The following is a 14,593-nucleotide window of genomic DNA, read 5'->3' as shown; positions in this document are numbered from 1 at the left end:
GCCTCCCGCTGCTTACGGCACCCCGAACGGGGTGCGAACTTAGGTGAACCTAACAAACCGTGGGTAAGGATGCACTCCTGTACCATCGGTTAGCCTTACCTAAAATTGGTACCAGTCGGAGGTGCGGTGCGAACAGACCCCGGAGGTATCGCTCTCACGCGACGCCCGCCACACCCGGGCCGCGCGATCGGGTTCCTCGCCGCCCTCGCGGTCCTCGTTCTGCTGTGCCTGCTGAGCGTCTGGCTGGGTTCGAAGGAGATCTCGTTCGGCGCCGTCTGGCAGGTGCTGTGGCACAACGACGGCTCCGCGGACGCCGTGATCATCCACAGTGTCCGGATGCCGCGGACGCTCCTCGCGGTGCTGGTGGGTGCCGGTCTCGGCCTCGCCGGCTGCGTGATGCAGGCGTTGACGCGCAATCCCCTGGCCGACCCGGGCCTGCTGGGGGTCAGCGCCGGGGCCGCGTTCGCCATCGTGTTCTCGATCACCGTGCTCGGCGTCAGCTCGGCCTACGGCTACATCTGGTTCGCCTTCGCCGGCGCCCTGGCCGCGACGACGGTCGTCTACTTCCTCGGCACGCGCGGCCGAGCCGGGTCCAGCCCGGTCAAGCTCGCGCTCGCCGGCGCCGCCGTCACGGCGCTGCTCGCCTCGTTCACCAGCGCGATGGTCCTGTCGGACCCGGTGGCCCTCAACCGCTACCGCTTCTGGTCGGCCGGCTCGCTCGCCGGCGTCGACAGCTCCGCGCTGCTGCAGGTCCTGCCGTTCCTCGTGATCGGCGTGGTGCTGGCGATCGCGAGCGGCCCGGCGTTGAACAGCCTGGCCCTCGGCGACGACGTCGCGATCGCGCTCGGCCGCAAGCTCGGCCCGCTGCGGCTGCGCGGCGCGCTGGCGATCACCCTGCTGACCGGCGCGGCCGTCGCCGTCGCCGGGCCGATCGTGTTCCTCGGCCTGATCGTCCCGCACGCGGTGCGGTTCGTCATCGGGCCGGACCACCGCTGGCTGCTGCCCTACACCGCGGTGCTCGCGCCCTGCCTGCTGCTGGCCGCCGACATCCTCGGCCGGCTCCTGGCGCGCCCCAGTGAGATCCGGGCGGGGGTGATCGTCGCGTTCCTCGGCGCGCCGTTCTTCATCTACCTCGTTCGCCGTCGCAAGCTCGCGGAGGCCTGACGTGGCCTTGCTCCCAGCGCGACGCACCTTCCGGCTCACCACACCGCCGGTGTCGGGCCGGTTCCGGCCGCGCCTGCTGGTCGTCTGCCTCGTCCTCGCCGTGCTGACGTTCGTGCTGTTCTGCGTGGGCATGACGATCGGCGACGTCCCGATGAGCGTCTCCGACGTGCTGTCCGGTCTCTTCGGTGGCAGCGACAGCGGAAACGGCTACATCGTCCAGGAACTGCGGCTGCCCCGGGCGCTCACCGGGCTGCTCGCCGGCATCGCGTTCGGCGCGTCCGGCGCGGTGTTCCAGACGATTACGCGCAACCCGCTGGCCAGCCCGGACATGATCGGCGTCAACGCGGGCGCGGCCACCGCCGTGGTCGCCGGGATCTCGTTCGGCTTCGGCGGCGGCCTCGGCACGACGACCCTCGGGCTGTTCGGCGGCCTGTTCACCGCCGTGCTGGTGTACGCGCTCGCCTGGCGGCGCGGCACCACCGGCTACCGGATCCTGCTGGTGGGCATCGGGATCTTCGCGATGTGCACCAGCCTGACCGACTACCTGCTCAGCCGGGCGCAGATCACCGAGGCGCAGGCGGCGATCGGCTGGATGGTCGGCAACCTCGCCAACCGCGGCTGGGAGCACGTCATCCCGTTGCTGTGCGCGCTGTGCGTGCTGCTGCCGGTGGTGCTGGCGCTGTCGCGGTGGATGAGCACACTGCTGCTCGGCGACGACGTGGCGGCCGGGCTCGGCACGCCGGTGCAGCCGGTGCGGCTGGGGCTGCTGCTGGCCGGCGCCGGGCTGGTCGCGTTCGCGACGGCGTCGGCGGGCCCGATCTCGTTCGTCGCCCTGACGGCACCGCAGATCGCGCAACGGCTCGCGCGGCTGTCGTCCCCGCCGATCACGGCCTCCGCGCTCACCGGCGCGGTCGTGGTGCTGGGCAGCGACATCATCGCGCGCGAGGTCACCGCGTCCGCGCTGCCGGTCGGCATCGTCACCGGGGTCATCGGCGCCCCGCTCCTGCTCTGGCTGCTGGCCAGGGCCAACCGATCCGGCTCCGGAGGCTGAGCACATGACATCGGACGCCCCCTCGCTGCGCGTGGAGCAGCTCCGGGTCGCCTACGACGACCGGGTGGTCATCGACGGCCTCGACCTCGACCTCCCGCCGGGTGAGATCACGGCGATCATCGGCGCCAACGCCTGCGGGAAGTCGACGCTGCTGCGCACCATCGCCCGCCTGCTGACGCCGAAGTCCGGCGGGGTGTTCCTCGACGGCCGCTCGATCCACGACCTGCCGACCCGCGAGGTCGCCCGGCGGCTCGGCATCCTCCCGCAGTCGCCGGTGGCGCCGGAGGGCATGACGGTGGCCGACCTCGTCGGCCGCGGCCGCGCGCCGCACCAGAGCTGGTGGCGCCAGTGGTCCACTTCGGACGAAGGCGCGGTGAACGACGCGCTGGCGGCCACCGGGATGACCGACCTGGCCGACCGGCCGGTCGACGAGCTGTCCGGCGGCCAGCGCCAGCGCGCGTGGATCGCGATGGCCGTCGCGCAGGGCACCCCGGTGCTGCTGCTGGACGAGCCGACGACCTACCTGGACCTGGCGCACCAGATCGACGTGCTCGACCTGGTCGTCGACCTCAACCGGGAGGAAGGCCGCACGGTGGTGCTGGTGCTGCACGACCTGCCGCAGGCCTGCCGGTACGCCGATCACGTGATCGCGATGAAGGCCGGCCGGGTCGTGGCCTCGGGCAAGCCGGTCGAGGTGATCACCGAAGAACTGGTCGACGAGGTCTTCGACGTCCGCTGCCGGATCACCCCGGACCCGGTGAGCGGGACGCCGATGGTGATCCCGATCAGCCGCCACCACCCGGCGCCGTCGAACTAGCGCTATCCTGGGTTCGGCCCGCCTCGGCTCCGGACGTCACGTCCCCGAGGACCGTCCGGCCACTCCCCCTCCAGGAAGCAGAGCCATGTTCGTGCTGCCCGAAAAGACCACCGGCCCCGAGCGCCCCCTGCTCGAGACGATGCTCGACCGCAACCGGCTCGCGCTCGTCGAGACCGCGCGGGGCCTGTCCGAGGCTGACGCCCGGCGGCGGCTGGTCCCGTCCGTGACCACGCCGATCGGGCTGGTCAAGCACGCCGCCGTCGCCGAACGCCGCTGGTTCCAGCGGCTCGTGCTCGGTCTGGACGAAGCCGAGTGCGACGGTCACGCGACCCCCGGCGACGCCGGGTTCGCCGTCTCGGACGACGAGACGCTGGCGGACGTGATCGCCGAGTACGAGCGGACCAGCACCCGCTCACGCGAGATCGCGGCCCGCTTCGAACTCGACGACACGTGGACGCACCCGGTCGTCGGCGAGGTCAGTCTCCGGTTCGTCTACCTGTTCCTGATCGAGGAGTTCGCCCGCCACGCCGGCCACGGCGACATCCTCCGGGAGCAGCTCACCGCGCGCTGACCGCGTACGCCCCCTGCCGCGGCAGGGCCGCCGCTCGCCGATCCACAATGGACTGGAGGATCTCGCCCACGCGCACCGCGGTGTTGGACAGCAGCGACGACGTGATGCCGTGCGTGTGCTCCGTGCCGCCCTGCAGGTAGATCCCGCCGCGCAGCACGGGTTCCGTCGTGATCCGGTAGTCGCGCTCGACGCGCAGCCTGCCCTCGGCGTCCCGGCCGCAGCTCGCGCCCAGCTCACCGAGCAGCGGCGTCGGGTCGGCGGGGCGGTACCCGGTCGCGTAGACGACGGCGTCGGCCTCCAGCACCGTGCGCTCGCCCGTGGTGAGCGACTCGACGGTCGCCGAGACGGCCGTGCCGGTGTCGTCCACCTCGACCGGACGCGAGACGTTGAACAGCCGCAGCCGTTCCACGCCCAGCACCTTCTCGCGGTAGACGCGCCGGTAGAGCTCGTCGATCAGCTCGACGTCGACGGCCGAATAGTTCGTCGCGCCGTGGTAGCGCATCAGGCGGTCCTTGACCGGCTCGCCCGCGCGGTAGAACTGGTCGACGGCGTCGGGGTCGAAGATCCGGTTGGCGAACGAGCTGTCGTCGGCCGGACTGTAGCCGTAGCGCGCGAACACCGCGCACACCTGCGCGTGCGGGAACTCGTCGTGCAGCAGCGCGGCCACCTCGGCGGCGCTCTGCCCGGCACCGACCACGACGAACCGCTTCGGCTCGGTGCCGCGCAGGCGATCGACGCGGAAGAGCAGCTCGCTGTTGTGCCAGATCCGCTCGCCCGCGGTGACGCCCTCGGGCAGCTGCGGCCGCAAACCGGTGCCCATCACCAGGTTGCGGGCCCGCAGCGAGCTGCCGTCGGAGGTCTCGACGTCGAAGAACTCGACCTCGTCGCCGTCGTGGACCGGCTTCACGGACACGACTTCGGTGCCGTACGAGACGACGTCGTCGACCTTCGCGGCCGCCCACTCGAAGTAGTCGTGGAACTCGACGCGCAGCGGGAACAGGTTCTTGTGGTTGATGAAGTCCACGAGCCGCCCGGCCGCGTGCAGGTAGTTCAGGAAGCTGAACCCGCTGGTCGGGTTCCGCATGGTGACCAGGTCCTTGAGGAAGGAGACCTGCATGGTCGCGGTGTCGATCAGCATCCCGCGGTGCCAGCCGAAACGGGGCTGCCGCTCCAGGAAGTGCGCGGTCACCGGCTCCCCCGGGCCGGCGTTGTGCTCGGCCAGCGCGATCGCGAGGGCCAGGTTCGAAGGCCCGAAACCCACCCCGACGACGTCGTAGATCGGGACCTGTTCGCCGGCCTCTGCAGTCATGTCGCTCCCTCGCACACTCCGCTACTGTTCAGGGAACCCTAACCTAACTTAGGCGAGCCTCGCCTAGTACGTTCGTGGTGATGTTCGTCCCCCGACTGCGGAAAGGCACTCTCGAATGCGCGTGGCGATGTTCGGCTACCAGACCTGGGGGCACCGGACCCTCCAAGCGCTCGTCGACGCGGGGCACGAGGTCGCGCTGGTGGTCACCCATCCGAAGAGTGACCACGCGTACGAGCGAATCTGGGCCGACTCGGTCGCCGATCTCGCCGAGGAGAACGGCATCCGCGTCCTGCTGCGCACCCGCCCGGACGACGACGAGCTGCTGGCCGAGCTGAAGACGGCCGACCTCGACCTGATCGTGGCGAACAACTGGCGCACGTGGCTGCCGCCGGAGATCTTCGACCTGCCGCGCCACGGCACCCTCAACATCCACGACTCGCTGCTGCCGTCCTACGCCGGGTTCTCCCCGCTGATCTGGGCGCTGATCAACGGCGAGCCCGAGGTCGGCGTCACCGCCCACATGATGGACGGCGAGCTGGACGCGGGCGACATCGTGCTGCAGCGCGCGATCCCGGTCGGCCCGGCCGACACCACGACGGACCTGTTCCACCGCACCGTGGACCTCATCGCGCCGATCACCGCCGAGGCGATCCAGCTCATCGAGACGGGCTACACGCCGGTGCCACAGGACCGGTCGAAGGCCAGCTTCTTCCACAAGCGCGCCGCGCGCGACAGCCTCATCGACTGGACGTGGCCGGTCGAGGACATCGAGCGCCTGGTGCGCGCCCAGTCCGACCCGTACCCGAACGCGTTCGCCTACCACCGCGGCGAACAGCTGCGGATCACGAAGGCGTCGGTGTCGCAGGGGCACTACGGCGGAACGCCGGGCCGCATCTTCATCAGGGAGGCTGACGGCGTGGTGATCGTCGCGGGCCCGGACGCCCGGCGCGGCCAGTCCCCCGGCCTGCGGGTGGAGCGGGTCCGCACGGCCGACGGCACCGAGCTGCCGGCGGCCGAGTACTTCACGACCATGGGCGGGTACCTGACCGACCGGCCGTGACCGTCAGCCGTCCTTGCCCGGCCCGGCGTCGGTGATCCGCGGGTCCGCGGTGTCCGGCGTGCCGGGCAGGGTGCGGACGATGGTGTCCTGGGCCCACCGCTCGCTGAACCCGGCCAAGAACGCGAGCCCGGCGAAGAACAGGGAGACCTGATCCGCCGCGCCGGGGGTCGCGATCGGGATCAGCCCGCCGGCCACGAGCACGAACAGGACCGCCCCGAAAACCGCGCCGATGATCGACCGGAAAGCGCCGGACAGCACCGTCACGAACCGGCCCTGGTCGATGCCGACCTGGACCTTCCGCCGGTTCGTGATGCGCACCATGACGCTCACGATCGCCCCGATCCCGCCGCAGGCCAGGCAGACCGCGACCGGCGCCCCGTTTTCGACGGTCAGCGGTACGAAATCGGCGAAGTAGACGCAGAGTGCCACCACGATCGCGCCGACGAAGATGCCGGAAAGGTACCTGATCAGCGCCGACTTCATCGCGGCGACGTAGGCGTACCGTTCGATCTGTTTGGTTTCCTTTTTCGCCGACGCCGCCGCGCTCGAGATGCGACCCGGTTTCTGTTCCGGCGGAGCTTCCGGGGCGGACATCGCGTCGAGCACCGCGAGCAGGTGCGCGCCGGTGGTGTAGCTGCCCTGGGTCAGGATCTCCTGCACCCGCCCGTGCAAGAGCACCGCGTACTTGCGTTCCACCTGGCGCGCGGACCGGAAGACGTCGTCGAACTCGGGTGTGCTCCGGCTCGGGTCGTAGAAGAGTCTCGTCTTGTGGACGACCCGCGGCGGCCAGCCCGGCCGCCGCTGGGCCACCAGCAACAGCGCCGCGGGAAAGTTGAGCGCGTAATACTCCTCCAGGATCCGGCCTTGGTTCTTTTCGAACTCCGCGCGCAGCCGAGCGAAATTCGACCGGTCACCCTGGTGCGCGACGATCAAGTCGTGCACGGACGGCGATTCGACGACAGTCGGTTTCTCCTCGAAATCCGTCATTGCGGTGACCTCCCCGAATGGTTTCTCCCGGAATCCGCCACGCGCGGGACTCTGTTACGGATCGTCGCGGCGGCCGCGAAATCCCGCGCGGATGCCACCCTTTCGGCGGAGCCGGGTAAAGGTCAGAGCACCTTGACCATGGTGTCCGAGTCCGGCGACCCCTCGGCGACGACCTCGTAGCCCTCCGCCAGGTACAGGCGCTGCGCGAAGTTCTTCCGTTCGACGCTCAGGCTGATCCGCCCGATGCCCGCCGTACGAGCCCGGCTCTCGACGGCCCGCATGAGCGCACGGCCGACGCCCCGCCCGCGCCAAGCGGCCACCACACCGAGCGACAACTCGGGGACGTCGGCGGCCACGAACCCGTACCCCGGGTCGTCCGCCGCGAAGAAGCGCAGCCAAGCCGCCCCGACGGATTCGCCGTCCACCTCGGCGACCACGCCCAGGTCGTCCGGCCGGGGCCACCCGGCGACGTAGTGCGCGGTGTTCGGCGCCGCCAGCACCCGCCGCTTGCTCTTGCGCTTCCATTCGGGCGACCAGTTCACCGCCTCGACGAGCATGTCGGCCAGGAAGCCGCCGTCTTCGCGAGTCGCCTCGCGGAGGTTCACAGCTCGCGGACCTTGCCGTCCGCAACCTCGAACCGGCGCGTGACGTGCACGGCGTCGAGCATCCGGCGGTCGTGCGTGACCAGCAGGAGCGTGCCGGGGTAGCGGTCCAGCGCCGCCTCGAGCTGCTCGATCGCGGGCAGGTCCAGGTGGTTGGTCGGCTCGTCGAGCACCAGCAGGTTGACGCCGCGGGCCTGCAGCAGCGCCAGCGCCGCGCGGGTCCGCTCCCCCGGCGACAGCGTCGCGGCGGACCGCAGCACGTGCGCGGCCTTGAGCCCGAACTTGGCCAGCAGCGTCCGGACCTCGGCGTCGGGCAGCTCCGGGACCAGCCGCGCGAAGGCGTCCGCGAGCGGGACGTCGTCGAGGAACAGCCGACGCGCCTGGTCGACCTCGCCGACCACGACACCCGAGCCGAGCGCCGCGTTGCCTTCGTCCGGGGAGAGCCGGCCGAGCATCAGCGCGAGCAGGGTCGACTTCCCGGCCCCGTTCGCGCCCGTGATGGCGATCTTGTCCGCCCAGTCCACCTGCAGGTCGACCGGCCCGAGGGTGAACCCGCCGCGCCGGACGACCGCGCCGCGCAGGGTGGCGACCACCGCACCGGCTCGCGGGGCCGCGGCGATCTCCATCCGCAGCTCCCACTCCTTGCGGGGCTCCTCGACGACGTCGAGGCGCTCGATCATCCGGTCGGTCTGCCGCGCCTTCGACGCCTGCTTCTCGGTGGCCTCGCTGCGGAACTTGCGGCCGAGCTTGTCGTTGTCGGGGGCCTTGCGGCGGGCGTTCTTGACGCCCTTCTCCATCCAGCCCCGCTGCATCCGCCCGCGCGCCTCGAGCGCGGCCTTGGTGCCGGCGAACTCCTCGTAGTCCTCACGCGCGTGCCGCCGGGCGACCTCGCGCTCCTCCAGGTAGGCCTCGTAGCCGCCGCCGTAGGTGTTGACCTGCTGCTGGGCCAGGTCCAGCTCGACCACCCGGTCGACCGTGCGGGCCAGGAACTCGCGGTCGTGGCTGACCAGGACCGTCGCCGAGCGCAGGCCGGTGACGAACCGCTCCAGCCGGGCAAGACCGTCGAGGTCGAGGTCATTGGTCGGCTCGTCGAGCAGGAAGACGTCGTAGCGGCTCAGCAGCAGCGACGCCAGGCCCGCGCGCGCGGCCTGCCCACCCGAGAGCGACGTCATCAGCTGGTCGAGGTCGACGTCCAGGCCGAGGTCGGCGGCCACCTCCCCGGCGCGGTCGTCGAGGTCCGCGCCGCCGAGGTCGAGCCAGCGGTCGAGCGCGGTCGCGTACCGGTCGTCCGAGCCGTCCTCGCCCGCCGTGAGCGCTTCGGTGGCCAGATCGAGGTCGGCCTGCGCCGCCGAGACGCCGGTCCGGCGCGCCAGGAACGCCCGCACCGACTCGCCTTCACGGCGTTCGGGCTCCTGCGGCAGGTGCCCGACGGTGGCGGTCGGCGGGTTCAGCCGCACCTCGCCGTCGTCCGGCTTGGCCAGGCCGGCCAGGGTCCGCAGCAGCGTCGACTTGCCGGCGCCGTTGACGCCGACCAGGCCGACGACGTCACCCGGCGCGACCACCAGATCGAGGCCGGAGAAGAGGATGCGATCGCCGTGGCCCGCGGCCAGGTCCTTCGCGACGAGAGTTGCGCTCATGAGGTAGCCGAGTCTACGGGCACGTGGTGAACTGTCAGATCATGGTCAAATGACACCGACTGTGTGTGTCCGGTGGCGCTTTGATCACTCAGTGTGGGTAACCTGTTTGGTTGTCAGTCCCCGCAGCAGTGAGGTCGGTGAACATCGAATGGGCGAGCCCGCTTCCCCGGTCACCCTCGGCCGCAGGCCGAAGGCGAGGGAAGGCCGCGTGCCGGCGCCCCGGCCGACGGTCAGCCGCCGTCGCGAGGTCAGCCACGCGAGCGCGCGCTCGCTCCTGATGACCGTGCTCGGCGAGTACGCGCTACCCCGCGACAAGCCGGTGTGGACGTCGATGCTGGTCGAGGTGCTGGGCATCCTCGACATCGAGGAGAAGTCGGCGCGGCAGGCGCTGGCCCGCTCCGCCGCCGAGGGCTGGGTCGTCTCCGAGCGCGTCGGGCGCCGGGTGCGCTGGTCGCTGACGCCGCCGGGCCGCCGGCTCCTGACCGAGGGCGCCGACCGGATCTACGCGTTCGGCCGCGAAGAGCGTCCGTGGAACGGGCAGTGGCTGATGCTGATCGTTTCCGTGCCGGAGGCCAAGCGCGACCTGCGCCACCGGCTGCGCACCCGCCTGACCTGGGCGGGCTTCGGCTCGCCGGTCGCCGGCGTCTGGGTCAGCCCGGACCTGTCCCGTCAGCGCGAGGCCCAGCAGATCGTCACCGATCTGGGTCTCGAGGCGCAGGCCATGTCGTTCACCTCGACCTACGGCGAGGTCGGCGAGCAGGAGACGATGGTCGCCCGGTCGTGGGACCTCACCGAGCTGAAGGACCGCTACGAGGACTTCATCGACCGCTTCACCGGCCTGCACCCGACCGGCGGACGCGCGGTGCTGCGGGCGCAGACCGAGCTCGTCCACGAGTGGCGGCGGTTCCCGTTCCTCGACCCGCAACTGCCCGCCGAGCTCCTGCCCTCGAAGTGGAGCGGGACGAAGGCCGGGGAACTGTTCCATCACAAACACGTCGACTGGCGCCCCGACGCCCAGCAGTATTGGGACGACATCGTCGAAGCCGAAGAAGCAGGGTGAGCATGACTGACCAGGTCCGCCTCGACCACGACGGCGGGCTCGCCGTCCTGACCATCGACGCGCCGCCGTTGAACCTCTACACCGCTTCCCTGCAGTCCGACCTCGCCGCCGCCCTCGGTTCCCTGGAAGACGCGCCCGCGCGGGCGCTGCTGATCCGCGCCGAGGGCAAGATCGTCAGCGGCGGCGTGGACGTCTCGCTGTTCGACGCCCAGGGCTCGCCCGCCGAGGCGAAGGTGCTGTTCGACGAGATGCTCGCGGTGCCCGACCGGATCGCTGCGCTGCCGTTCCCCACCGTGTTCGCCGCGCACGGCCTGTGCCTGACCTGGGCGTTCGAGGTCGCCGTGGCCTGCGACCTCATCCTGGCCGCGCCACGCGCGAAGTTCGGGCTGGTCGAGAAGGTCGTCGGCCTGACCCCGACCATGGGCGGCACCCAGCGGCTCGCCGCGCGGGCGGGTGTCGGGCGCGCCAAGGAGTTCGTCATGACCGGCGACACCTACGACGCGGCGACGATGGAGCGCTGGAACGTCGTCAACCGCGTCCTGCCGGACGAGGACTTCGACGCCGCGGCCCGGGCGTTCGCCGCTCGCCTGGCCGAGGGCCCGACCCGCGCGCACACGGCGACCAAGCGCGTCCTCGACCACTTCTCCGCCGGCGGCGTCCCGGAGGCCAACGCGCACATCACGGCGATCGCCGCGGAGCTGTTCGAGACCGAGGACCTGCGCAACGCCGTGAAGTCGTTCCTCGCCGACGGCCCGGGCAAGGCGACGTTCTCGGGTCGTTAACAGTCCGTTCGGACAACGGTTGCCGCCGTTCGGGCGTGCGTGGATCTCCGGGCACCGGGTTACATTCGGATGTGGTCTAGACCATCACATTCGGCTGCTTCGTGTCGCTTGGAGAACCGCCATGAGACGCATTCCCGTACGACTACGCTCCGCGCTCGCCGCCCTCCTGATCGCCGCGGGCGGCGTCGCGGCGCTGGCCCCGCCCGCCGCCGCTGCCGGTTCGCTGACCGCGACGCTCGCGCTGAGCGGCACGACCGGCACCTACACCGTCGCCAACACCGGAACCGCGTCGGTGAGCAACTGGGCGATCACCTTCACGCTGCCCGCCGGCGTCACCGCCAGCACCGGCGACAACGGCACCGTGACGCAGAACGGCACCCAGGTCACGCTGACCCCGGCGTACTACATCGCGACGCTGGCGCCGGGCCGCACCACCTACCCGTACAGCCCGACGTTCCGGCTCAGCGCGGCCGCGACGCCGACGCAGTGCCGCGTCGACAACGCGAACTGCGACGGTTCACCGGACACGCCACCGAGTGCTCCGGCTGGGTTGAGGCTCGTCGCGAAGACGACGACCACGGCCGCACTGGCTTGGAACGCGTCAACGGCCGGATCGCTTCCGGTCACGGGTTATGACGTCTATCAGGGCACGACTTTGGCCGCCTCGGTGACCGGCACCAGCGCCACGATCAGCGGGCTGACGCCGAACACCGCGTACTCGTTCACGGTGAAGGCCAAGGACTCGAAGGGCACGGCGTCGCCGGCGAGCACCGCGCTCGCCGTCACGACGAACAACCCGGCCAACGACACGCAGGCACCCACCGTGCCGGGCGGGCTGCGGTCAACGTCCGCCGACGCGACTTCGGTGTCGCTGACGTGGACGGCGTCCACCGACAACACCGGCGTCGTCAGCTACGACGTCTACCGCGGGACGACCCTGGCGACGACGGTCACCACGACCGCCGCCGTCGTCACCGGGCTGGCACCGTCCACTTCGTACACGTTCACCGTTCGCGCGCGGGACGGCTACGACAACGTGTCCGCGCCGAGCGCCGCCGTCACGGCCAAGACCGGCGACATCGTGTCCGGCTACGCGAAGGTCGGCTACTTCGTTCAGTGGGGCATCTACGGCCGCCAGTACTTCGTGAAGAACCTCGAGACGACCGGCGCGGCGGCCAAGCTGACGCACCTGCTGTACGCGTTCGAGAACATCGACCCGGTGAACCTGACGTGCCTCTCCGGCGTCACCAAGGGCACGACGGCGAACCCGCAGGACCCGAACCAGGGTGACGGCGCCGGCGACGCCGAGGCCGACTACTCGCGGCCGTTCGCGGCGGCCCAGTCCGTCGACGGCGTGGCCGACACCGGCTGGGAGGCGCTGCGCGGCAACTTCAACCAGCTCAAGAAGCTCAAGGCCAAGCACCCGAACCTGAAGGTGCTGGTGTCCCTGGGCGGCTGGACGTATTCGAAGTACTTCTCGGACGTCGCGGCCACGGACGCGTCGCGCAAGAAGTTCGTCTCGTCGTGCGTCGACACCTGGATCAAGGGCAACATCGCGTCCTACGGCGGCGCGGGCGGCCCGGGCACCGCGGCCGGGATCTTCGACGGCATAGACATCGATTGGGAGTGGCCCGGCAGCGCCGACGGCCACCCCGGCAACCACTGGAGCGGAGGCGACAAGAACAACCTCACGGCGCTGATGGCCGAGTTCCGCACGCAGCTGGACGCGTACGGCGCGACCACCGGCAAGCGGTACCAGCTGCAGGCCTTCACCCCGGCAGACCCGGCCAAGGTGGCGTCCGGCTGGGACCTGTCGAAGATCTTCAGCTACCTCGACGTCGCGAACGTCCAGGGGTACGACTTCCACGGCTCGGGCAGCGACAACTCGTGGGAGCCGAACCGCACCGGCCACCAGGGCAACCTGTACGCCGACGCGGACGACCCGTACAACTTCCACTTCAGCGCCGAAGCGGCGATCAACGCGTACACGAACGCGGGCGTCGATCCACGAAGGCTGACGCTCGGCCTGGCCTTCTACGGCCGGGGCTGGCAGGGCGTCGCGGACGGCGGGAAGCACGGCGAGTGGCAGTCGGCGACCGGCGCGGCACCGGGGCAATTCGCCGAGGAAGCCGGGACACGCGGGTACTCGAACCTCATCGCGAGCGTCCCCGGCTGCACGGTCTACCACGACACCGCGGCCGTCGCGACGTCGTGCTACACCGGCAACGGCGGCCAGTGGTGGACGTTCGACGACGCGTGGTCCATCGCGGCGAAGACGACCTGGCTGAAGTCCCGCGGCCTGCTCGGCGTGATGGCGTGGGAGATGTCGGGTGACACCGGGACGCTGATGAACGCGGTCAGCGCGGGTCTCGGCTAGCGGCACGATTGTTCAGCCCGCTGAACGGAAAACGCCTTCCGTTCAGCGGGCTGAACATTTCGCCGGCTCTTTCCTTCACGACGCAAAGAAAGGCTTTCCCCGCTCTTGACTGACGATGGTCTGGACCATGAAACTGTCCAGACAGCGCGCTGGTGATCCACCTCACATCGTCGTCCCGAGGAGAACCATGTCCGCATCCCGCTGGAGGAAAGTCGTCACGCTCGCCGCCGCCGTCCCGCTCGCCCTGGGCCTGATCGCCACCCCAGCCCCCGCGGCCCCGGCCACGTTCACGCACCCCGGCGTGCTGGTCAGCCGCCCGCAGCTGGACTTCGTGAAGGCGCAGGTGAACGCCGGCGCCCAGCCGTGGAAAGCCGCCTACGATCAGGCGAAAGCCAGTTCGTACGCGTCACTTTCGCGCACCCCGAAGCCGCGTTCGGTCGTCGAATGCGGCCCGTACTCGGACCCCAACCTCGGCTGCACCGACGAGCGCGAAGACGCGATCGCGGCGTACACGGACGCGCTGATCTGGTACATCTCGGGAGACGCCCGCTACGCCCAGAAAGCAATAGCGCTGATGGACGCGTGGTCGGCGACGATCACCAACCACACCAACAGCAACGCGCCCCTCCAGACGGGCTGGGCGGGCTCGTCCTGGCCCCGCGCGGCGGAGATCATCAAGTACACGTACACGAGCTGGCCGAACTCGGCTCGTTTCGGCACGATGCTCCGCAACGTCTACCTGAACAAAATCATCAACGGCAGCAACAGCAACGGCAACTGGGAACTGTCCATGATGGAGGCCGCGGTAGGCATCTCGGTGTTCCTCGAGGACAAGACGAACTTCGACAAGGCGGTAACCCGCTACCGCAACCGCGTCGCCGCTTATGTCTATTTGGCTTCGGACGGCGCTTTGCCGAAGACGGTCCCGGGAAGCGGCCTGTCCACACGCGACCAGATCGTCGGCTATTGGCAAGGCCAGAGCACGTTCGTAGACGGCCTAACTCAGGAGACCTGCCGCGACTTCGTCCATACGGGCTACGGAATAGCGGCCATCGCGGACGTCGCAGAGACGCTGCGCATCCAGGGCCAGGACGTGTACGGAACAGACGTCGGCGAGCGACTGCGCCAGGCCCTGGGCTTCCAGTCGAAGTACGAGCTGGGCACAGCCGTCCCGTC

At 70.4% G+C, this 14,593-nt stretch carries 13 protein-coding genes; 9 read left to right on the top strand and 4 right to left on the bottom strand.

The features are described 5' to 3' along the window. Positions 1 to 126: 126 nt before the first annotated feature. The 4 genes from ACGFMK_RS32755 to ACGFMK_RS32740 all read left to right on the top strand — a co-directional run bounded on the left by ACGFMK_RS32755 (position 127) and on the right by ACGFMK_RS32740 (position 3,603). Complete coding sequence (locus tag ACGFMK_RS32755) at positions 127 to 1,164, top strand: FecCD family ABC transporter permease (RefSeq protein WP_392771485.1); 1,038 nt, start codon at positions 127 to 129, stop codon at positions 1,162 to 1,164. Between the two features lies 1 nt (position 1,165). Then, complete coding sequence (locus tag ACGFMK_RS32750; protein ID WP_392771483.1) at positions 1,166 to 2,215, top strand: FecCD family ABC transporter permease; 1,050 nt, start codon at positions 1,166 to 1,168, stop codon at positions 2,213 to 2,215. A gap of 4 nt (positions 2,216 to 2,219) precedes the next feature. Beyond that, a complete protein-coding gene (locus ACGFMK_RS32745) occupies positions 2,220 to 3,032 on the top strand; it encodes an ABC transporter ATP-binding protein (RefSeq protein WP_392771480.1) in 813 nt (270 codons plus the stop codon). An 85-nt stretch (positions 3,033 to 3,117) separates the two neighbouring features. Beyond that, complete coding sequence (locus ACGFMK_RS32740) at positions 3,118 to 3,603, top strand: DinB family protein (RefSeq protein ID WP_392771478.1); 486 nt, start codon at positions 3,118 to 3,120, stop codon at positions 3,601 to 3,603. Here ACGFMK_RS32740 and ACGFMK_RS32735 read toward each other — a convergent pair. Further along, a complete protein-coding gene (locus ACGFMK_RS32735) occupies positions 3,590 to 4,912 on the bottom strand; it encodes a lysine N(6)-hydroxylase/L-ornithine N(5)-oxygenase family protein (protein ID WP_392771475.1) in 1,323 nt (440 codons plus the stop codon). The genes ACGFMK_RS32740 and ACGFMK_RS32735 overlap by 14 nt on opposite strands. Before the next feature lie 115 nt (positions 4,913 to 5,027). On the opposite strand from ACGFMK_RS32735, the gene ACGFMK_RS32730 reads away from it, so the two are divergent. After that, entirely contained in the window at positions 5,028 to 5,972 is a 945-nt protein-coding gene (locus ACGFMK_RS32730) for a methionyl-tRNA formyltransferase (protein ID WP_392771473.1), read from the top strand. Between the two features lie 3 nt (positions 5,973 to 5,975). On the opposite strand, the gene ACGFMK_RS32725 is transcribed toward ACGFMK_RS32730, so the two are convergent. From ACGFMK_RS32725 to ACGFMK_RS32715, 3 genes are all read right to left on the bottom strand, one after another. Further along, positions 5,976 to 6,959, bottom strand: a complete 984-nt coding sequence (locus tag ACGFMK_RS32725; protein WP_392771470.1) for a hypothetical protein — start codon at positions 6,957 to 6,959, stop codon at positions 5,976 to 5,978. Positions 6,960 to 7,081: 122 nt separating this feature from the next. Next, positions 7,082 to 7,564, bottom strand: a complete 483-nt coding sequence (locus ACGFMK_RS32720) for a GNAT family N-acetyltransferase (protein WP_392771467.1) — start codon at positions 7,562 to 7,564, stop codon at positions 7,082 to 7,084. Beyond that, positions 7,561 to 9,198 (bottom strand): ABC-F family ATP-binding cassette domain-containing protein, encoded by a 1,638-nt coding sequence (locus ACGFMK_RS32715; RefSeq protein ID WP_392771465.1) that lies wholly within the window; start codon positions 9,196 to 9,198, stop codon positions 7,561 to 7,563. Before ACGFMK_RS32715 ends, ACGFMK_RS32720 begins: the two co-directional genes overlap by 4 nt. A gap of 148 nt (positions 9,199 to 9,346) precedes the next feature. Between ACGFMK_RS32715 and ACGFMK_RS32710 the strand changes: the two genes are divergently transcribed. From ACGFMK_RS32710 to ACGFMK_RS32695, 4 genes are all read left to right on the top strand, one after another. After that, positions 9,347 to 10,258 (top strand): PaaX family transcriptional regulator C-terminal domain-containing protein, encoded by a 912-nt coding sequence (locus ACGFMK_RS32710; RefSeq protein ID WP_392771462.1) that lies wholly within the window; start codon positions 9,347 to 9,349, stop codon positions 10,256 to 10,258. A 2-nt stretch (positions 10,259 to 10,260) separates the two neighbouring features. After that, the gene (locus ACGFMK_RS32705) at positions 10,261 to 11,040 is read left to right on the top strand and encodes an enoyl-CoA hydratase/isomerase family protein (RefSeq protein ID WP_392771459.1); all 780 of its coding nucleotides are present in this window, start codon (positions 10,261 to 10,263) and stop codon (positions 11,038 to 11,040) included. A 121-nt stretch (positions 11,041 to 11,161) separates the two neighbouring features. Then, the gene (locus tag ACGFMK_RS32700; RefSeq protein ID WP_392771457.1) at positions 11,162 to 13,417 is read left to right on the top strand and encodes a glycosyl hydrolase family 18 protein; all 2,256 of its coding nucleotides are present in this window, start codon (positions 11,162 to 11,164) and stop codon (positions 13,415 to 13,417) included. Positions 13,418 to 13,604: 187 nt separating this feature from the next. Beyond that, a partial coding sequence (locus ACGFMK_RS32695; RefSeq protein WP_392771454.1) for an alginate lyase family protein occupies positions 13,605 to 14,593 on the top strand: 989 nt, incomplete at its 3' end.

Origin of the sequence: Amycolatopsis sp. NPDC049252 (assembly GCF_043197175.1) — a bacterium.
In the GTDB taxonomy this organism is placed as follows: Bacteria; Actinomycetota; Actinomycetes; order Mycobacteriales; family Pseudonocardiaceae; genus Amycolatopsis.
Note: the sequence above shows the minus strand (reverse complement) of the source record. Positions and strands in the feature narration are given on the sequence as shown.

Excerpts from the sequence above, each read along its gene's own strand:
- ACGFMK_RS32725 (WP_392771470.1), bottom strand. The coding sequence starts at position 6,959 with ATGACGGATTTCGAGGAGAAACCGACTGTCGTCGAATCGCCGTCCGTG.
- ACGFMK_RS32735 (WP_392771475.1), bottom strand. The coding sequence starts at position 4,912 with ATGACTGCAGAGGCCGGCGAACAGGTCCCGATCTACGACGTCGTCGGG.
- ACGFMK_RS32700 (WP_392771457.1), top strand. The coding sequence starts at position 11,162 with ATGAGACGCATTCCCGTACGACTACGCTCCGCGCTCGCCGCCCTCCTG.
- ACGFMK_RS32740 (WP_392771478.1), top strand. The coding sequence starts at position 3,118 with ATGTTCGTGCTGCCCGAAAAGACCACCGGCCCCGAGCGCCCCCTGCTC.
- ACGFMK_RS32730 (WP_392771473.1), top strand. The coding sequence starts at position 5,028 with ATGCGCGTGGCGATGTTCGGCTACCAGACCTGGGGGCACCGGACCCTC.
- ACGFMK_RS32710 (WP_392771462.1), top strand. The coding sequence starts at position 9,347 with ATGGGCGAGCCCGCTTCCCCGGTCACCCTCGGCCGCAGGCCGAAGGCG.
- ACGFMK_RS32705 (WP_392771459.1), top strand. The coding sequence starts at position 10,261 with ATGACTGACCAGGTCCGCCTCGACCACGACGGCGGGCTCGCCGTCCTG.
- ACGFMK_RS32715 (WP_392771465.1), bottom strand. The coding sequence starts at position 9,198 with ATGAGCGCAACTCTCGTCGCGAAGGACCTGGCCGCGGGCCACGGCGAT.
- ACGFMK_RS32745 (WP_392771480.1), top strand. The coding sequence starts at position 2,220 with ATGACATCGGACGCCCCCTCGCTGCGCGTGGAGCAGCTCCGGGTCGCC.